The 19,598-nt window shown below is 67.6% G+C and carries 16 protein-coding genes; 2 read left to right on the forward strand and 14 right to left on the reverse strand.

Annotation, left to right across the window (positions count from 1 at the left end; all coding sequences use genetic code 11):
* Window positions 1-71 precede the first annotated feature (71 nt).
* From BN2156_RS07470 to BN2156_RS07490, 5 genes are read right to left on the reverse strand one after another with little or no spacing between them, the layout of a single operon-like run.
* Window positions 72-1,418: an MFS transporter gene (locus BN2156_RS07470; protein ID WP_090511941.1), complete on the reverse strand. Its 1,347-nt coding sequence runs from the start codon at window positions 1,416-1,418 to the stop codon at window positions 72-74.
* A gap of 54 nt (window positions 1,419-1,472) precedes the next feature.
* A complete protein-coding gene (locus BN2156_RS07475; protein ID WP_090511943.1) occupies window positions 1,473-3,080 on the reverse strand; it encodes a flavin-containing monooxygenase in 1,608 nt (535 codons plus the stop codon).
* A gap of 3 nt (window positions 3,081-3,083) precedes the next feature.
* Complete coding sequence (locus BN2156_RS07480) at window positions 3,084-4,043, reverse strand: alpha/beta hydrolase (RefSeq protein WP_090511945.1); 960 nt, start codon at window positions 4,041-4,043, stop codon at window positions 3,084-3,086.
* A 4-nt stretch (window positions 4,044-4,047) separates the two neighbouring features.
* Window positions 4,048-5,460 (reverse strand): aldehyde dehydrogenase family protein, encoded by a 1,413-nt coding sequence (locus BN2156_RS07485; protein WP_090515621.1) that lies wholly within the window; start codon window positions 5,458-5,460, stop codon window positions 4,048-4,050.
* A 13-nt stretch (window positions 5,461-5,473) separates the two neighbouring features.
* Window positions 5,474-6,601, reverse strand: coding sequence for an NDMA-dependent alcohol dehydrogenase (locus tag BN2156_RS07490; protein ID WP_090511947.1), 1,128 nt, complete (start codon window positions 6,599-6,601; stop codon window positions 5,474-5,476).
* A 187-nt stretch (window positions 6,602-6,788) separates the two neighbouring features.
* Here BN2156_RS07490 and BN2156_RS07495 point away from each other — a divergent pair, with 187 nt between their 5' ends.
* Complete coding sequence (locus BN2156_RS07495; RefSeq protein WP_090511950.1) at window positions 6,789-7,877, forward strand: AraC family transcriptional regulator; 1,089 nt, start codon at window positions 6,789-6,791, stop codon at window positions 7,875-7,877.
* A gap of 53 nt (window positions 7,878-7,930) precedes the next feature.
* Window positions 7,931-9,133: a serine hydrolase domain-containing protein gene (locus BN2156_RS07500; protein WP_090511952.1), complete on the forward strand. Its 1,203-nt coding sequence runs from the start codon at window positions 7,931-7,933 to the stop codon at window positions 9,131-9,133.
* Between the two features lie 54 nt (window positions 9,134-9,187).
* Here BN2156_RS07500 and BN2156_RS07505 read toward each other — a convergent pair whose 3' ends face one another.
* The 9 genes from BN2156_RS07505 to BN2156_RS07545 form a co-directional block, all read right to left on the reverse strand.
* Entirely contained in the window at window positions 9,188-9,379 is a 192-nt protein-coding gene (locus tag BN2156_RS07505) for a hypothetical protein (protein WP_090511954.1), read from the reverse strand.
* Window positions 9,380-9,434: 55 nt separating this feature from the next.
* Window positions 9,435-11,978 (reverse strand): helix-turn-helix transcriptional regulator, encoded by a 2,544-nt coding sequence (locus tag BN2156_RS07510; RefSeq protein ID WP_090511956.1) that lies wholly within the window; start codon window positions 11,976-11,978, stop codon window positions 9,435-9,437.
* An 81-nt stretch (window positions 11,979-12,059) separates the two neighbouring features.
* Window positions 12,060-12,557, reverse strand: a complete 498-nt coding sequence (locus BN2156_RS07515) for a DinB family protein (protein ID WP_090511959.1) — start codon at window positions 12,555-12,557, stop codon at window positions 12,060-12,062.
* A gap of 65 nt (window positions 12,558-12,622) precedes the next feature.
* Window positions 12,623-15,310, reverse strand: a complete 2,688-nt coding sequence (locus tag BN2156_RS07520) for a fumarate reductase/succinate dehydrogenase flavoprotein subunit (RefSeq protein WP_090511963.1) — start codon at window positions 15,308-15,310, stop codon at window positions 12,623-12,625.
* A complete protein-coding gene (locus BN2156_RS07525) occupies window positions 15,307-16,077 on the reverse strand; it encodes an ABC transporter ATP-binding protein (RefSeq protein WP_090511965.1) in 771 nt (256 codons plus the stop codon). Before BN2156_RS07525 ends, BN2156_RS07520 begins: the two co-directional genes overlap by 4 nt.
* A complete protein-coding gene (locus BN2156_RS07530) occupies window positions 16,074-16,934 on the reverse strand; it encodes an ABC transporter permease (protein WP_090511967.1) in 861 nt (286 codons plus the stop codon). Before BN2156_RS07530 ends, BN2156_RS07525 begins: the two co-directional genes overlap by 4 nt.
* The gene (locus BN2156_RS07535) at window positions 16,931-18,361 is read right to left on the reverse strand and encodes an ABC transporter substrate-binding protein (protein WP_090511970.1); all 1,431 of its coding nucleotides are present in this window, start codon (window positions 18,359-18,361) and stop codon (window positions 16,931-16,933) included. The genes BN2156_RS07530 and BN2156_RS07535 overlap by 4 nt, the downstream gene beginning before the upstream one ends.
* A gap of 9 nt (window positions 18,362-18,370) precedes the next feature.
* Entirely contained in the window at window positions 18,371-18,598 is a 228-nt protein-coding gene (locus BN2156_RS07540) for a 4Fe-4S dicluster domain-containing protein (RefSeq protein ID WP_090511972.1), read from the reverse strand.
* A gap of 13 nt (window positions 18,599-18,611) precedes the next feature.
* On the reverse strand, window positions 18,612-19,367 hold the full coding sequence (locus tag BN2156_RS07545; RefSeq protein ID WP_235625236.1) for a GntR family transcriptional regulator: 756 nt from the start codon (window positions 19,365-19,367) through the stop codon (window positions 18,612-18,614).
* Between the last annotated feature and the right edge of the window lie 231 nt (window positions 19,368-19,598).

A 19,598-nucleotide genomic window follows, 5' to 3' on the forward strand; every position in this document is an offset into this window, starting at 1 on the left:
CTGGACGGATCGTTAAAGGACGTCGAACTGCGGGGTAGCTTAGCAGGCCGCAAACCTGGAGCCCGCCACGGTCACCTCGCGGAGTCGCTCAGAACGGCGTCCAGTTCGGTTCCCTTTGTCTCGGGCAGCAGCACCGTCGAGATGATGCTGACGACCACGAAAACCGCCATCATCGCCCCGACGGCCCAGCTTCCCAGCGTGGCCACCAGGACTCCGGCGACCAGTGGCGGAATCGCCCCGCCCACGATGCCGGCCAGATTGAACGAGAGACCAGCGCCGGTGTAGCGGTAGCGGGTGGCGAAGATCTCAGGCAGGAAGGACCCGATGGGCCCGTAGGACAGGCCGAAGATGCAGAAGATGCCGGCGATCGCCACCGCGAAGCCCACCGGTGAACCGGAGTCGATCAGTGGCATCACCACGAATGCCCACGGCAGGGCGAGGGCGAACCCGGCAAGGATGACCCGTCGGCGGCCGTACCGGTCGCACAGCACCGCCGAGATCGCGGAGAAGATCATCAGGGAGATTCCGGCGAGCACACCGACCCCGAGGATCAGGCTGCGCGGATGCCCGATGCGGGTGCTGGCGTAGCTCATCAGATAGGTGCCGCCCAGGAAGCTCATGGTGAAGATGCCGACCATGCAGCCCGCCGCAAGCGCCACCTGCCGGGTCTGGGTGCGGAACAGTTCGCTCAACGGCGCCTTGGGCACGCCGCCGGTCACCTGCTCCCGGGCGAACACCGGCGTCTCGTCGATGCTCAGCCGCACATACAGCGCCACGACCAGCAGCACCGCGCTGAACAGGAACGGCAACCGCCAGGCCCATTCCAGGAACACCGCGCTCTTCTCGCCGATGGTCACGCTGACGGTGAAGACCACGAGATTGCTCACGGCCAGCCCGGCGCCGGCACCCAGTTGGGTGAACATCCCGTACATGCCGCGCTTCCCGACGGGCGCGTACTCGGCGCTCAGCAGCGCCGATCCGGCCCACTCCCCGCCGACGGCGAAGCCCTGCAGCAGCCGCAGGATCAGCAGGATGATCGGTGCGGCGATGCCGATCGTCGCCGCGCTGGGCACCAGCCCGACGCACACCGTCGACAGTCCCATGATCAACAGCGTCGCGATCAGGGTTTTCTTGCGGCCCAAGCGATCTCCGAAATGCCCGAATACCGCGGCGCCGATCGGTCGGGACAGGAAGGCGACCGCGAACGTGGCCAGCGACGAGATCGTCGCCATCGTCGGGCCCATGTTCGGGAAGAACACGTGGGGGAAGATCAGGGCCGCGGCGGTGCCGTAGATGTAGAAGTCGTAGAACTCGATCGCGGTGCCGACGAAGCTGGCGAACGCCACCCGCTTCATGGGGTTGGCCTCGGGAGTCGCGACGGAGCTCGGCTCGCCGTCGATCTGGTCCTGCTGGGTCATCTGCCTCTTCTCACGCCACGATCTTCGCCCGAGAAGTATCACCCACCCGCGGGTTCAGGCCATCTCGAATCCGTGATAACCCGCCACGGCCACCCCGTCACCGATCTGTTTGTAGACGCCGACACCGGCGACGAACGGCAGGAACACCCGCCGCTTACCGGGCACATTGGCGCCCATGTACCAGGAGGCGGCTTGCGGCAGCAGCGTGAGATCGGCCGTGTCGTTGGTGATGTTCACCCAGTTGTCCTCGGCCTCGCCGTCGGCTTCCATGCGGTTCAGACCGTGCTCACGCAGGTGTACCAGCGCCGTGCTGATCCACTCGACGTGGTACTCGATCGAGGTGAGCATGTTGGACAGCACCGAGGGACTCTGCGGCCCGGTGACGGTGAACAGGTTCGGGAACCCCGCCGACATCAACCCGAGATAGGTCCGCGGACCGGCCGCCCATTTCTCCCGCAGGGTGCGGGTGACGCCGTTCTCGTCGGTCGCCCGGATGTCGATCGCATTCAGCGCCCCGGTCATCGCGTCGAATCCGGTGGCCAGCACGATGACGTCGAGTTCGTGCTCGGTGTCACCGGCGAGGATGCCCCGTTCGGTGATCCGGTGGAGCGGCTCCGCGTTGAGGTCGACCAGCGTCACGTTGTCCCGGTTGTAGACCTCGTAATACCCGGTGTCGACACACAGCCGCTTCGCCGCGATCGGATAGCTGCGCGGCGTGAGCTTTTCGGCGAGCTGCGGATCGGTGACCTTCTGCCGGATCCGGTCCCGCACGTATTCGGCGGCGGTCTCGTTGGCCTCCGGATCCAGCAGCAGGTCGTAGAACGACTGCTGGAAGCAGAGCCCGCCGTCGTCCCAGCGCCGGGTGAGCTCGGCACGGGTGGCGTCGCTGTCCAGGTCGCCGAAGAACGGCGGCAGGCCGGCGCCGTCGCCGCATTGCGCGCCGCCCCGCGACGTCCGGCTGATCTCCCGGAAGTGTGGGTAGTGCTGTTTGACGTCGGCGAGTTCTGCAGCGATCGGACGGTTCTGCGCCGGGACGGCATACGGCGGTGTGCGCTGGAACACCGTCAGCGTCCCGACCACCGGTGCGATGGCGGTGATCGTCTGCACGCCAGAAGATCCCGTGCCGACGACAGCGACCCGTTTGCCCTGCAGGTCCGCTCCTGCGGCGGGCCAGTCCCATGTCCAGAGGATGTCACCGGCGAAGTCGTCCTGCCCGTCGAATGACGGCACCAGCGGTTTGGACAGACATCCGGTCGCCGCGATCACAAAACTCGCGGTGGTCCGGGTGCCGGCTTCGGTCGTGACGGTCCACTCGGTTGCGGCGTCATCGAACTCCATGGCGACAACGCGGGTGTCGAAGCTGATGTCACGACGGAGGTCGTAGCGGTCGGCGACATGTCTGGCATAGGCCAACAGCTCCGGCTGGGCGGCGTACCGCTCGGTCCAGTTCCACGACTGCTGCAACTCCGGGTCGAACGAGTAGGAGTACTCGATCGACTCGATATCGCAGCGGGCACCGGGATATCGGTTCCAGTACCAGGTCCCGCCGACCTCCGGGCCCGCCTCCAGGATGCGCGCCTCGAATCCGAGCTCGCGCAACTTGTACAGCTGGTAGAGACCGGCGAATCCGGCGCCGATGATGATCACGTCATGGTCTGCCATCGCTCACACCGCCTTCAGGTCGGTCCGGTACCCATCGACGAATGCCCGGATATGGTTGGCGACCAACGACATTCCGGCCTGATAGCCGGGCAGGATGTTGGCCATCTGGAAGTACCCGTGCATCTGACCGGCCGCTTCCTCGAGGGTCACGCTCACCCCGGCTTCGGCCAGCGCCGCCGCGTAGGCGACACCCTCGTCGTGCAGAGGGTCGTACTCCGCGACATAGACGAGGGCAGGCGGAAGGCCGGCGAGGCTGGGCGCCCGCAGCGGCGAGGCATCCGGGTTCGTCCGGGCGGCCGGATCGGAAAGGTAGTGCGCCCAGAACCAGATCATGGTGTCCCGGCTCAGCATCAGCTGATTTTCGGGCGCGACGTACGACGGTCGATCGAAGTCGCAGTCGGTGACCGGATAGATCAGGGCCTGGTAGTCGATCGTCGGACCCTGCCGGTCGCGGGCCCACCGGGCCATCACCGCGGCAATGTTGCCACCGGCACTGTCACCCGCCACGATCAGCGGGGCATCGGCGGGGGCGAACTCGGCTGAATGCGCTGCAGCCCAGAGCAATCCGATCCAGCTGTCTTCAAGGGCGGTCGGGAACGGATGCTCGGGAGCCTTGCGGTAGTTCACCAGGACCACCGTCGATTCGGTGAGGTTCGCCAGGTGCCGGGCCAGATGGTCGTACTGCAGATCGATATCCCCGATCACCCAGCCGCCGCCGTGGAAATAAACGATCACCGAACGGGATTGCCCGTCGGGGACGACGACCCGGACCCGAAACCGTCCCCCGTCCTCACCCTCGAGCTTCAGGTTGTGCACCGCGGCCACCTCGGGTCCGCGTCCGCTCATGCCGGCGAAGATCGGTCCGGCCATCCGCGCCATCGCCGGCGTGCCTTCGTGCATTGGCGGATCGCGCGTCTCGGCCAGTTGCGCCAGCAGTGCCTGTGTCACCGGTTCCAGTGGCATCCGATCACCGCTGGATCGACTTGATCTCGAGGAATTCCTCGAGCCCGTACAGTCCGGCCTCGCGCCCGTTACCCGACTGCTTGTATCCGCCGAAGGGGGCGTTGGCGTTGAAGGCGCCGGCGTTGATCTGCACCTGGCCGGCCCGGATCCGGCGCGCGATGTTCTCGGCACGTTCCGGCGAGGAGGACCAGACCGCGCCGGCCAGACCGTAGTCCGTGGCGTTGGCGATTCGCACCGCGTCGTCCTCGGAGTCGTAGGCCTCGATCGCCAGGACCGGGCCGAAGACCTCCTCGGCGTGGATGGTCATGTCCTCGGTGACATCCGAGAACACCGTCGGCCGCACGAACGCACCGGGAGCATCGGTGTCGGTTTCGCCGCCGGTGACCAGACGCGCCCCCTCGGCCAGCGCGGTGCGGATGTAGCCGAGCACCCGTTCCTGCTGGGCCCGGGATGACAGCGGACCCAGCGCGGTCCCCTCGTCGGTGGGATCACCCACCGGGAGCGCATCGGCGGCCGCCTTCGCGAGGGCCTCGACCTCGGCCAGGCGGTCGCGCGGGACGATCATGCGGGTAAGTGCCGAGCAGGTCTGCCCGGAGTTGAGCATCATGGTCCTGACCGATGCGGGCACCACCGATTCCAGGTCGGCGTCGTCGAGAATGATGTTGGGGCTCTTGCCGCCGAGCTCCAGCGAGACTCGCTTGACGGTGCGGGCGGCGACTTCCTGTACGCGCCGGCCGGCCCGCGTGGACCCGGTGAAGCTGACGATGTCGACGTCGCCGTGTCCGGCGATCGCCTCACCGACATCCGCCCCGGTGCCGAACACCAGGTTGAACACGCCTGGGGGAAGGCCGATCTCGTCGATGATCTCGGTCAGCGCGAGCGCACACAACGGGGTGATCTCGCTGGGTTTGACGACGACGGTGTTGCCGGCGGCCAGTCCGTAGGCGACCTTCAGGGCGATCTGGTGCAACGGGTAGTTCCAGGGTGTGATCGCACCCAGTACACCGAACGGTTCCCGCACGATCGTCGATCCCCGGTACTCGCTCTCGAACTCGTACTCACGCACGATGTTGGCGGCCTCGGCGAAACTGTTGAGCGGCAGCCCCAGCTGGATGGCCCGGGAAATCGAGATGGGACAACCCATTTCGGAGGAGATGGTGCGGGCGACGTCCTCCGACCGCTCGGCCAGCTTGCCGGCGATCGCGGTGAGGTAGTCAGCCCGCTCGCCCACCGGTGTGGCCGACCACGCCGGGAAGGCGGCACGGGCGGCCGCGACGGCGGCGTCGACGTCGGCCGCGGTGCCCGCCACCACTTCGGCGATCACCTCGTCGTTGGCCGGGTTGATGACGGGGATGCGGGTGGTGCCGCTCGACACCGCCCACTTGCCGTCGATGTAGTTGCTGTCCTGGATCTGCATCAATGCCCCCATGTCAGTAGTCGGTGTCGGAGTAGACGACGAGACCGCGAAGGTTCTTGCCGTCGAACATGTCCTGGTAGCCCTGGTTGATGTCCTCAAGGCGGTAGCGGGTGGTGACGAGCTCGTCGAGCTTGAGATTCCCGGAGCGGTAGAGGTCGAGCAGCTTGGGGATCTGGGTGCGAGGACCGACGCCGCCGAACACCGCACCTTGAACCCGCTTCTGCAGCAGGGTCAGCTCGAACAGGTTGAGGTCCACGGTCGACTGAGTGAAATCGCCCATGCCGGTGACAATTACCTGTCCACCCTTGCCGGTCAGGCTCAGCGCCTGCTGGATGTGTTCACCTTTGATCTCGCCGACCGTGATGATCGAGACCTGGGCCATCTTTCCCCACGTGAGGTCGGGCAGTTCGGCTGCGGCGTCCGCGACGGAGGCGAACGTGTGGGTGGCGCCGAACTCGAGCGCCTTCTTTCGCTTGAAGTCGACCGGGTCGATCGCCACCACGAACCGGGCACCCGCGAACCGCGCACCCTGCACGGCGTTGATGCCGACACCGCCGATGCCCATCACGACGACCGTGTCACCGGGATGGGTGGCGCCGATCTCGGTCGCCGAGCCCCAACCGGTGGAGACGCCGCAGCCCAGCAGCGCGGCCACCTCCAGCGGCACATCCTTCTCGATCTTGACCACCGACGCCTCGCTCACCGTGACGTACGGCGCGAAGGTGCCGAGCAGGCACATCTGGATGACCGGTTGACCGTCGCGGGTCACGCGGTAGGTCTTGTCGGACACCGCCTGTCCGGTGAGCAATCCGGCGCCCTCGTCACAGAGGTTCTGCAGACCGGTGGCGCACGATGGACATGTCCCGCATGCCGGTATGAAGGCGAGCACGACGTGATCACCCTCGGCCAGGCCGGTGACACCCGGGCCGACCTTGGTGATCACCCCGGCGCCTTCATGTCCGCCGAGAACCGGCATGAAGGGCACCGGGCTGCTGCCCGCGACGACGTGTGCGTCGGAATGGCACAGGCCCGACGCGGCCAGCCGCACCTGGACCTCGCCGGCAACCGGGTCTCCCAGCTCGACCTCACAGATCGTCCAGGGTGCGCCGATCTCCTCGACCACAGCAGCCTTTACTTTCACGAGTGCCTCTCTTTATGTGCCACCGGACACAGTTCGCGCCGAACTGAGATGTGAATCACTATTCGCACCGTAGAGCGGTCGCGGGCGCTTCGACAGGACCGCCCCGGCCACAACTCGACATTTCCGGCCATTTCGGCGGCTTCCGAGCGCATTGACCTGCCCTCGCAGGTCGGCAAAACTGGCCATCATGACGTCGGGCCTCGCTGAATTCGCAGATCAGAGCCAGCTGCCCGGCTCACCCGTGCTGCATTCCACCAACCGGGTCATAGCGGCCATGACCGACCCGTGGGATCACCCGCGTTCGGCGGTTTCCGTCGCGATCATGTGCGAGTGGGCGGCGCAGCGCCACATCTCCGCCGAGGCGCTGCTCGTGGGTTCGCATCTCGACATCGCCTCTTTGGGCGACGTCGACACCGTCGTCGAGGCCAGTCAGGAGCTGGCGGTGATCCGCAACCTGGCTGCCCTGGCCGGCGACCGCCCCGGGCTGGGCGTTCAGCTGGGCAGCCGCTACCACCTGACCGCGTACGGCTATCTGGGCTATCTCCTGACCGCATCGGCCAGCGTGCGGGACACGGTCCATCGCGGCCTCTACTACGCGATGCTGACGTTCGCGTTCTCGACGATGACCGCGCGCATCGACGACGACCGCTACATCCTGGCCTTCGAAGCCGACGACATGCCCGAGGGCATCCGGCGGTTCGTCGTCGAACGTGATCTGACCGCTGTCATGCAGATTCAGCGCGACACGTTCCCGGACCTCGATGCGGTACCGCTGCGCGAGATCAGGTTCGCCTTCGCCGATCCCCGACTGGCCGAGTCCGCCGAGGTCTACCGGGACTACTTCCGGGTTCCGGTGTCATTCGGCTGCGCCCGCAACGAAATCGTCTATGACGCAGGCTATCTGGATCTGGCACCGCCGATGGCGAACGCGCACACGACCCAGCTCATGGTCGCCGAGTGCGACCGAATCCGCGCGGAGCGGTTGCATCACACCGGTGTCGCCGCGCAGGTCCGCGCGCATCTGCTCGACCAGTCGTCTCTCGACCTCACGTTCGAAGACGTGGCGCTACACCTGCACTACGCCCCGCGGACATTGCGCCGTCACCTCGAACGGGAGGGCACCACTTACCGGGCGGTCCTCGACGAGGTGCGTCGCAGCGTCGCGGACAACCTTCTGCGCGACCGCAGGATCCCGCACTACGAGATCGCCAACCGGCTCGGGTACCAGGACTGGTCGAGTGTGGTCAGGGCCCGCCGGCGCTGGCGACGCGGGTGACGCCCGTAGGTAGCGCCGACCCTCGACTCCGCCGCTGGATAGGCTGGTCGGCGATGAATCTCGACGGCAATCAGACATCCATCCGGGAAGCGATCGACGCCGGGCTGCTCGCCGGCGCCGTCACGCTGGTGTGGCAGGCGGGCGAGGTACTCCAGGTCAATGCCCTGGGGCACCGCGACGTCGAGGCCGGCCTGCCGATGCAGCGCGACACCATCTTCCGGATCGCCTCCATGACAAAGCCCGTCACCGTGGCGGCGGCGATGGCCTTGGCCGAGGAGGGCAAGCTCGCGCTGAACGAGCCGGTGGCGAAATGGTTGCCGGAGCTGGCCGACATGCAGGTGCTGCGCGAGCCGCGCGGCCCGCTGGACCGCACCGAGCCCGCGCGCCGGCCCATCACCTTCGACGATCTGATGACCCACCGCAGCGGCCTGGCGTATGTGTTCTCGGTGCTGGGCCCGCTGGCGTCGGCCTACGGCAAGCTGTCGCTGCGTCAGGATCAGGACCGTTGGCTGGCCGATGTCGCCAAGCTGCCGTTGGCCCATCAGCCGGGCGAGCGGCTCACCTACAGTCACTCCACCGATGTGCTCGGTATCGCGCTGTCCCGGATCGAGGGCAAGCCGCTGTCCCAGGTGCTGGCCGAGCGCATCTTCGGACCGCTGGGCATGGTCGACACCGGCTTCTCCGTCGATGCGGCCGGCCGACGACGCGCCGCCACGATGTATGAGCTGACCGCCGACAACAAGCTGACCCACGACGTGATGGGACCGGCGCCGATCACCGATCCCCCGTTCTGCACCGGCGGGGCCGGATTGTTCTCCACCGCCGACGACTACCTGAAGTTCGCCCGGATGTTGTTGGCCGGCGGCACGATCGACGGGGTGCGGGTGCTTTCCGAGGAGTCGGTGCGGGTGATGCGCACCGACCGGCTCACCCCCGAACAGAAGCAGTTCCAGTTCCTCGGGGCCCCGTTCTGGATCGGCCGGGGCTTCGGCCTGAACCTGTCGGTGGTGACCGATCCGGCGAAATCGCGCCAGTTGTTCGGCCCGGGTGGACTGGGCACGTTCAGTTGGCCCGGCGCCTATGGCACCTGGTGGCAGGCCGACCCATCGGCGGATCTGATCCTGATCTACCTGGTGCAGAACCATCCGAACCTGTCGGTGGACGCGGCTGCCGTCAGTGGCAACACGTCGACGGCGAAACTTCAGACCGCACAGCCCAGATTCGTCCGGCGCACATATCAGGCGCTCGACATCTAGCTCCGCGCCGGCTTGCCGTTCGAGCCGGCACCGGTGCGCTTCTCGACCGAGTCCTCATCGGCCCTGCGCGGCGGCCAGTTTGGCTTCGGCGATCCGGTAGAGGCCGTCGAGTGCGGACTCTTCGATGCTGAGGTACTCACACACGACGTCGCGTGCGACACCGGCGTCGCGCAGCCGCAATGCCAGCGAGTACGGCAATGGCAGCTGCCGCAGCGCCCGTTCGTGTATCTCGCCCTCGTCGGCCATGCGATCCAGGATGCGACGCTCAAGTCTGGCCGGAGCGAGTACCCCGGTACTCGAATCAGCGGTGCCGTCGCGGGAGCAGGGCGATCAGCTCGGCCCGGGTCGACACACCGGTTTTCGCCATCGCCCGGTAGATGTGGCCCTCGACGGTGCGCACCGAGAGGTGCAGCCGCTCGGCGATCGCCCGGCTCGACAGCCCGGCCCCGATCAGCATGGCGATCTCACGTTCCCGGTCAGTCAGTGGCAGGCGTTCGGCGGCGGCGAGCAGCGCCGGGGTGGCCGCGCCGCGGCGCCGATAAGCCACCGCCGCGAGACCGGCAGCGTCAGCCGCCGCCACCAGATCGCCGAATTTCTCGAATTCGATTGAGACCTTTGCCAACCCGTCGCCGTCGTCGTGGATCAGGGCGCGGCACAGCGCGGCGGCGGCGCTGACCCGCGGTCCCTCGACCAGGCCGGTCAGCTCGTCGAGCCGGTGGGTGCGGGAGTGGTCGCCGAACTGTGCTGCGGTCTGCAGGCACAACACCTCGGCCGCCAGTTGCCCGTTGGCCCCGGCGGTGTCGGCGGCGGCGAGCGCGATGTCGACGGCCTCCGACACCGCACCCTGGGTGGCGGCCACCCATGCCCGCACCAGGCTGTGTTCGTAGGCGAGGTACTGCCAGCTGGCATGCCGGTATTCGTCGAGTTCGGCCACCGTGGTGTCGTCGGCCAGACCGCGGACCGCCAGCGCCGTGACACGCGGCAGGTGAAAGCGATAGCCGAACCCGTTCGACTCCCCTACGGCGCGCATCATCTTCACCACCGGATCCAGCAGCCCGGCAGCCGCGCCGAGCTCGCCCGCTCCGAAGGCGGCGCGACCTGCCAGCGCGAGCCCGAACAACTGTGCCGCACCCGGCCGCTCGGCGGCCCGACGGCTCAGCTGCTCGGCTTCCTGTTGCGCCTCACGAATCCGCCCGGCCAGCAGCAACGCACCGATGTGTGCATCGGCGATGACGAACCGCGTGTGCGCCGCATCGAAGGAATCATCCGTGATGCGGTAGCCGGCGCGGGCCGCCGCGACGGCATCGTCGGCCCGGCCGGAATCCCCGCAAGACGCGGCCACCGCCCATGCGGTCACCGCGCCCACGATGGCAGGCATCGCGTCGAGGTCCAGGCCACGAGAAGCCGTCCTGGCCCGCTCCGGATCACCGATCGCGGCCCAGTACACCGTGTAGAACGCGTCGATCGCGGCCCGGGCGGCCTCAGGGATGTCCACCGCCGCGGCGTCGACATGCCCTTTGGCGCCGTCCGGGTCGGCCAGCGACCAAAGCATGTTGGAGGCACGCAGGAAGGCGAGCCGGGCCCGCCCGTCGTCGGTCAGCTCGGTGGTGTCGATGGCGTCGAGTACCGCGTCCGATTCGGCTCCGCGGCTGAGCCACGACAAGGCATGGGCGCGAATGAAATTCGCCTCCGCGTCGGCGCCGGCCGAGATCGCGCCCTGGGCCAGCCGGTCGGCCAGCGCCAGATCCGACAGCCACACCGCGCCTTGTGCGGCGCGGGTCAACAACTCGGGGTCGAGCGGCAGATCCGAGTCCAGCATCAGCGTGGCCCGGCGTACCACCACCCGCATGGCATCGCGATCTTCCCGGTTACCGAGCGCGTCTGCCACCAGCCCCCGCAGCCGACGTAATCGAGTACCCGGCACCCGATTGCGTCGCACCTCGGCGTAGAGCGGATGGGCGACCCGGACCTCCCGGTCGGTGGAGTCGATGGTGATGAGTCCGCGGGACTCGGCCGCGGCCACCGAATCGGCATCGGTGATCGCCGTCAACCGATCCAGATGGATCGGCTCGGCCACCGCCAGGACGTCGACGACTTCGCTGACCTCGGGCGGTAGCGCGCCGATCCTTGTCTCGATCAGTTCGACGAGTCCGGGTGGCATCACCGGATCTCCCGTCCACCGCCAACTGCCATCCTGACAGGCGAGCCGTCCCTGGGTGACCTCCTGCTCGACGATGTTGCGCAGGTAGAGCACATTGCCGCGGGTCAGGCGCCACAACCGTTGCGCTGCCTCATGATCGAGTGGCCCGCCCAGCGCTGCGGTCAGCAAACGGGTCGATTCGTCGTGGGACAGCGGCTGCAGGTCCAGCCGCTCGAACCGGCCACGGTCGCAGGCTGTCTGAACCTCGGCCGGTACCGGTGCACCGGTACGCACGGTCAGCAGTAGCTTGGCAGCGCCGCGCTGCACGATCTGCTGCAGCACGAAACCCGACAATCCGTCGAGCAGGTGTGCATCGTCGACGCATACCAGCACCGGTTGACCGTTCGCGGCAGACGTCAGGCCGTCGATCACCCGGCCGACCAGTGCCACGCTGTCGGCATCCGAGGTACCCACCCACCGTGCGAACGTCCCCAGGGGCAGGGCTCGAGCCGCTGATGTGCCCACCGCCCAGCGGGTTTCGAGGCCGCCGGCGTCCGCGGTCGACAGCGCTTCGCGGGCGATGCGGCTCTTGCCGACCCCGGCGGTCCCGTATATCACGATCCCGGACAGTTCGGCGGAGGCCAGCGCGGCGTCGATCAGCCGGGTCTCCTCCAGCCGCCCCGTCAAAGGCCAGGCGAGTCGCACGCTTCGAGATTAAGCCGAGGTACGGTCGTTAGCAGCGGTAACGACGAACTTTGCCGTGACCGGAATTCGGGCCGCGTGCGGTCACCGGCCCGTCACGCCGTCGATCAGCTCGCGCAGGATGTCGGCGTGACCGGCGTGGCGGCCGGTCTCTTCGATCATGTGGGCCAGCGCCCAACGAACGCTGGCCGCCGGCCCCCGCCCCGGCCGCGATCGGGGAAGTGGCGCGGCGAGATCGGTGCAGCCGTCGAGCACGGTGTTGGCGTGCCCAACTGCTGTCCGATAGCGAGCCACCACATCGTCGATGCTGTCCGACGGTTCGACGACGAAGGTTGCCTGCCAGTCGGTGACGTCGTCGCCGAAAAAAATCCATCGTTCGACGTAGGTCAGGTGATTGAGCAGGCCGAGCAGCGTGGTTCCCGACGGCACAGAGAAGGTCCGTGCCATCGGTTCCGGCGCGTCGCCGACCTTCGCGGCGATCGACGTGCGCAGGTAATCGAGGAATCCCCGCAAGACCTCGGATTCGCTGTTCGCGGTCCGCGGCGGCGGATTGTCATGCCTGCGTTCCTGACTGGTCTGCACGGAGCCCAGTATCGGTGCAGCAGTGCGGTATGGCACGCAACCTTGCCGTTCTGGCAAGGTTTCGCTCAGCCTGCCAGGGCCTGACGGGCATACGCGCGCACGTCGGCGTCAGTGTCCTCCAACGCCGCCGTGAGGGCGTCACGGGCCGTCGACTCCGAGTCCGCCCACCGGCTCAGGCTCAGCACAGCGGCTTTGCGCACGTCCAGGTGCTGGTCGTCCAGCGCGCGCGACAGGGTCGGAACCGCCACCTCCGGCTGGGCCCCGGCCAGCGCCCGTGCCGCACCCTGCCGGATCTGCCAGGCCGACTCGGTGAATGCCTTCTCCACACTGACCACGTCGTCGTCGGTGCAGCCGACCGCGCCGAGCGAGGCCAGCGCCGCCGCCCGTACCAGAGGATCGGGGTCGTCCAGCGCCACGCGCACCGCATCCGCGCCCGCGCGCAGGGTCGCCAGACCGCCTACCGCGGCGATCCGCACTTCCCGGTTCTCGTCGACGGTTGCCGCTGCCACCCCGGTGTGGTCGTCGACCGACACCAGGGCCCGCACCGCCTCGATCCGCACCCGGTGATCGGCGTCAATCGAGGCGACCCGGTACGCGTCAGCGCTCCCGACGCGCCGCGAACTCAGCAGATACACCGTGACCGCGCGGACCACGGGGTCGGCGGAACCCAGCCGTTCGACGAAGGCGCCCGGGTCGGGCAGGACCTCGACGAGTTCACGTACCGCATCCGCGGTCTCGCGCCGCACCTCGGCGTCGGTATCGGCCAGCGCGGCCACCAGCACCGGCTGGTACCCGTCGGGCAGATGCTCGACGAGGGTGGCCACCGCGGTGCGTCGCACGCCGGCGTCCGGATCGGCGAGGTAGGCGCTCAGCTCCTCCAGCGAAGGCTCCTCCAACGCCAGTACCGCGGCGATCCGTGGTGACGGCGGTTGCGCGGACCCGGCCGCGCGGACCCGAGAACGTTCGGCGGCCGGAGCCCGGCCACCGTGCAGGTGTGGCTGTTCGACGGCGGTCACCGGATCCTGCGATGTCAGATGGTCGAGCTCGGGCACCGCGACGAAATACGGTGCCACCGGACGCTTGACGAACCGCATGGCGCCGTCGGCGTCCTTGTAGAGGTTGAGGTGGTAACGCCACTGCGTATCGTCACGCTGTGGCAGGTCGGCCCGCTCGTGGTACAGACCCCAGCGCGATTCGGTGCGGGTCAGCGAGGAACGGGCCGCCATCTCCGCGCAGTCGCGGATGAACGACACTTCGGCGGCGCGCATCAACTCGTGTGGCGTGCGCGCTCCGATCCCCTCGACCTCGGCAGCCATGCGTTCGAAGGTCTGCACCGCGATCGACAACTTGGTCGCGGTCTTCGGCGGTGCCACATAGTCGTTGACGAACCGCCTCAGCTTGAACTCGACCTGGGGCTGCGGCGGACCGTCCGGGTGCTGCAGCGGACGGTAGATGAGCTCGTGGGCCGCGGCCACCTGATCGGCCGGAAGCACCTGCGGGGCAGCCACTTCCGACAACGTCGAGGCGGCGTGCTCCCCGGCGAGATCGCCGTAGACGAATGCGCCGATCATGTAGTTGTGCGGGACGCACGCCAGGTCTCCGGCGGCGTACAGGCCGGGAACCGTGGTGCGGGCGTGCTCGTCCACCCACACCCCCGACGCGGAATGACCTGAGCACAAACCAATCTCGGAGATGTGCATCTCGATGTCATGGGTGCGGTAGTCATGCCCGCGGTTGGCGTGGAACGTGCCGCGGGTGGGCCGTTCGGTGGTATGCAGGATGTTCTCCAGCGTGGTCAGCGTCTCGTCGGGCAGGTGGCTGACCTTCAGGTAGATGGGCCCGCGGGCCGATTCGATCTCCTCCTTGACCTCGGCCATCATCTGCCCCGACCAGTAGTCGGAGTCGACGAACCGCTCCCCCAGCGCATTGACCTGATAACCGCCGAATGGGTTGGCCACATAGGCGCAGGCCGGGCCGTTGTAGTCCTTGATCAGCGGATTGACCTGGAAACACTCGATTCCCGACAGTTCGGCACCGGCGTGGTAGGCCATGGCATACCCGTCTCCGGCGTTGGTGGGGTTCTCGTAGGTGCCGTACAGGTACCCCGATGCGGGCAGACCGAGACGGCCGCACGCCCCGGTGGACAGGATCACGGCCTTGGCGGCGACGGTGACGAATTCGCCTGTACGGGTGTTGAATGCGGCCGCACCAACGGCCCGACCCTCATGGGTGAGCACGCGCACCGGCATGAGCCGGTTCTCGATGCGGATCTTCTCGCGCATCGAGCGTTGCCGCAGCACTCGGTACAGCGCCTTCTTGACGTCCTTGCCCTCGGGCATCGGCAGCACGTACGAGCCGGACCGGTGTACGCGCCGCACGGCGTACTCACCGTGCTCGTCCTTCTCGAACTTGACCCCGTACCGCTCCAGCCGCTGCACCATGGCGAATCCACGGGTTGCGGTCTGATAGACGGTGCGTTGGTTGACGATTCCGTCGTTGGCGCGGGTGATCTCGGCGACGTAGTCCTCCGGTTGGGCCTTACCCGGAATGACGGCGTTGTTCACGCCGTCCATGCCCATGGCCAGCGCACCGGAGTGCCGCACGTGGGCCTTCTCCAGCAGCAGCACCTGGGCACCGTTCTCGGCGGCGGTCAGCGCCGCCATGGTGCCCGCGGTCCCACCGCCGATCACCAGGACGTCGCAGTCGATCCGAAGCGCATCGTCGACGTGGGGAATGTCAGTCAGTTCGGTCACGGTTGCTCCAGGGCGGCGATGATCTCGGCGCGCAGCGCGGATCGTTCGGGATGGTCGGTTCTGGGCTGGCCCACCTCGATGAGGGCACGCAGCGGCTGCCCGGCGCGGCCGAGGACGGCAACCCGGTCGCCGAGCGTGAGCGCCTCGTCGACATCGTGGGTGACGAACACGATCGTCGTCGGATGAGCCTGCCAGGTGTCGATCAGCAACCGCTGCATGGCAGCCCGGGTCTGGGTGTCCAGGGCGGCGAACGGTTCGTCCATCATGACCGCGCGTGGTGCGCCGGCCAGGCCGCGGGCCAGCTGGACCCGCTGGCGCATACCGCCGGACAGGCTCTTCGGCAGGAAATCGGCGAACCCGGTCAGTCCGACCTCGTCGATCCAGCGATCGGCACGTTCGCGGTAACCATTGCGCGGCCCGCCGCGGCGTCCCGCCTTGGGCTCCCCGCGGAGTTGCAGGGCCAGTTCGATATTGGACCGCACCGTGCGCCACGGCAGCAGGGCACTGTCCTGGAACACCATGCCTCGGTCGCGGGAGGTGGTGGTGACCGGGTCGCCGTCGGCCAGGACCCGGCCGCCGTCGGGCCGCAGCAGTCCCGTCAACGCACGCAACAACGTGGACTTGCCGCAACCGGACGGACCGGTGAGCACCAGGATCTCGCCGGGCTCGACGGTGAGGCTCAGATTGTCGATCACCGGAGCGCCGGTGTAGGACAACCGGATTCGATCGAGTTCCAGCCGCATACCGCTGGTGGTCGCAGCGGTCATCGGTTCACCTCCTCACCGCGAGGCAACCAGCGGGTGGTACGGCGGCCGATCAGTTCCACCGCGGCGGCGGTCACGAAGCCCAGCACACCGATGGTGATGATGCCGACGAACACGTCGGGATAGTTCAGCACCGTATACGCCTGCCAGGTGCGGTATCCCACCCCGAGACGGCCCGAGATCATCTCGGCCGAGATCACGCAGATCCAGGCCACCCCCATGCCGACCGAGAGCCCGCCGAACAGCCCGGGCAGGATTCCGGGCAGCACCACCTGGCGCAGCACGTCGAGGCGCCCACCACCCAGGGTGCGCACCGAGTCCTCCCAGATGGTGGGCAGGGCGCGCACCGCGTGGCGCACGCTGACCATGATCGGGAAGTACGCGGCCAGGAACGTGATGAATACGATTCCGGCCTCATCGCTGGGGAACAGCAGGATCGCCACCGGCACCATGGCGATCGCCGGGATCGGCCGGGCCAGCTCGGTGAGCGGGCCGAAGATGTCGGCGAACAGAGCGGTGCGCCCAAGCAGGATTCCGGTGATGACGCCGACGACTGCGGCGATGCCGAACCCGGTGAGGATCCGGATCAGCGACTGGCCGAGGTCCAGCCAGTATTCCGGTGTGCCCAGCCGGTTCACCAGGGCCGCAGTGATTTCGGTGACGGTGGGCAGGGTGTCGAACCGCAGACCCAGCCGGACGTCGTTGGCGGTCAGGAGCTGCCACAGGACGACGGCACCGACCACCGACGCCAGCCGCAGCAGGCGGTGCGGCCAGACCGAGGGCGTGCGGCGGGTGTGCACCGCCTCCGGTGCGGCCGTCAGGTCATCGGCCGTGACCGGAGCGGTGTCGGTGGTGGTCATACCGCACCTGCCAGCGCCTGCCGATAGTCGACGACCGCCGCACCGGGATGCGTGGCCGTATAACGTTCGGCGCCGGCCTGGGTGCCGAACGGCAGGTACCCCTCGGCTCCCGGCCCGGGCAGGCGGACCCACACCGCCTTGTCTGCGAACCACCGGGTACCCAGTTCGGCGTCGCTGACGTAGGCGGCGCGAACCTTCTTGCCCTCGCCCTCGGCCTGCCGGATCGCCTTGAGCAGGCACACCGGCGTCACGGCCGCCGTGGTGGTGTCCGCCCCGTCGAGCCAGAGTTCGCCGGCCGTGGCGGGGTTGTCGACGGCGGTGTGGCACACCGGGTCGGTGCCGCTCAACGCCGACGGGTTGGCACCGGAACTCACGGCCTTGTCGTAGTCCTGTCCGCGCGCCGAGAACGCAGCCCGCAGCGGCCCGTCCTGTACAAATCCGGCTACGTCGAGATCGGCGAAGTTGTCGATCGACTTCAGGTAGGGCACATCACCTTTGAGCGCGTCGACCAGCGAAGGCTTGAGCGTGGTGTCGAATGATGTACCACCGGGCCCGTTGTACAGGTAGACGACCTCCTGCGGCAGTCCACTGCCCTCGGCCACGAGCCGGGCCGCCTCCAACGGTTTGGTGTTGAGGAAGTCGGTGGCGTCGAGCTGAGCCTGCAGGAAGGCGTCGAGCACTTCGGGATGCTCGGCCGCATAGGCGCGCCGCACCACCACACCGTGCAGGGTCGGATAGTTCAGTTCGGCACCGTCGAAGAGCAGCTTGGCCTTACCCTGGTGTACCAACAGCCCCGGCCACGCCACGAACTGCGAAAGTGCCTGTACCTGGCCGGATTCCAACGAGGACGCACCGACCTGCGGCTGCTGGTTGAGTACCTCGACCCCGGTCTTGGCGTCGATACCTGCCTTGCCGAGCGCTTGCACCAGCATGCCGTGGCCGGCTGATCCGACGCTGGCCGAGACCTTCTTGCCGGCCAAGTCGGTCAACGATTTCGCCGGCGAGTCAGGCGAGACCACAACCATGTTCAGCGCGCCTTTCGGGTTGTACCCGGTGACCGACACGATTTCGGTCTTGGCACGTTCGTTGGCCTGTGTCTTGGATCCGTTGATGAGCATCGGATAGTCGCCCATCGAGCCGATGTCGATCTTCTCGGCCACCATCTGCGCGGTGATCGGGGCGCCGGTGTCATAGTCCTGCCACGTGACGTTGTACTTCGTGCCGGTGCGGGTGGTGATGTCGTTCAGGCGCTGTTCCAGGTAACCCTGGGCGCGCAGCAACGTGCCGGCGGTGACGGTGTTGATGGTCTTGGACTGGTAGCCGACCACGACGTCGACGGTGTCGGCGGATTTGGTAGCCGAATCCAGAGAGCATCCGGCCGCCGCGAGGGTCAGGCCGGCGGTCAGGGCGATCAGGGCTGTTTTCACTTCGGTCCTCTAGCGGATGAGATAGGGCATGTTGACGGAGACGGCGCCGGTTGGGCAGCGAGCGGCGCACGGCCCGCAGTACCAGCACTCGTCGACGTGCATGTAGGCCTTGCCGTTGTCAGGGTTGATGGCCAGCGAATCAAGCGGGCACACGTCGACGCACAACGTGCAGCCCTGGATACACAGGGATTCGTCGATGGTCACCGGGACATCGGCGCGTTGATTGACCAATGTCATATGTTGCTCCCAATCATGTGTCTCGGATGAGGTTGCCGCGCATGGTGATTCGATCACCACGCATCCTGATGTACTCCAGGTCGACGGGTGTCCCGTCGTCCAGACTCGTCAGCCGCTCGGCCATCAGCAGCGCCGACCCGGCCGGCACCTGCAGCGTCGCGGCGGAATGCGGATCAGCCGAAACCGCTTCCAGGGCAAGGCCGGCCCCACCGAGGCGGCGCCCGCTGACCCGTTCGATGAGCGCGAAGATGTCGTTGCTTTCGAGCGGGTGCTCGATCACCTGCTCACCGATGTCGGGCGTCAGGTAGGTGAGGTCCAGCGACAGCGGCAGATCGGCGAGATAGCGCAGCCGCTCGATGAAGACCACCTGCGCACCGGGCTCCAGCGCCAGCTTGCGGGCCACCGCGGGCGGGGCGGACAGGCGCTGCACGGCGCGGACTTCGTTGCGGACATCGCCGTAGTCCTTGAAGGTCTCCTTCAGGCCCACCAGCGCATCGAGGCCGTGGTCGTACTTGCGGGCCGCCACGTGTGTGCCCACCTTGGTGCCACGGTCGATCAGGCCCTCGGACTTGAGGACTGCGAGAGCCTCACGGATCGTGTTGCGGGACACGAAGAATTCGGCGGCCAGCTCGCCCTCGGCCGGCAGGGCGTCGTCGTAGGTGCCCTCGTAGATCTGATGGCGCAGCACGTCGGCCACCTGGCGAGCCTGATCGGCACGCGCGCGGCGACTCGGCAGCGATACGGGATGGCCTTCGGGCTGGGACGACACGCACTCAAGGTAAGGGGCGATTCAGGGGTGCCGCAGTGCGGCGAAGTCACCGTTTACGCAGGTTAACCGATTGCGCCGCCGGCTGAGGTGCCGTACCTGGCGAAACCCCGGCGCCGACCGGCATTACGCCACCCCGGCCGCGACGAGAATTTACAAATCGCGGTGAGCGAAAGTCGCCGCGTGGGCCTGAAGAACTTTCGCCACTGTGGCCACATCGGCCCCAAACAGCGG

Source organism: Mycolicibacterium neworleansense (assembly GCF_001245615.1).
GTDB classification, from domain to species: domain Bacteria; phylum Actinomycetota; class Actinomycetes; order Mycobacteriales; family Mycobacteriaceae; genus Mycobacterium; species Mycobacterium neworleansense.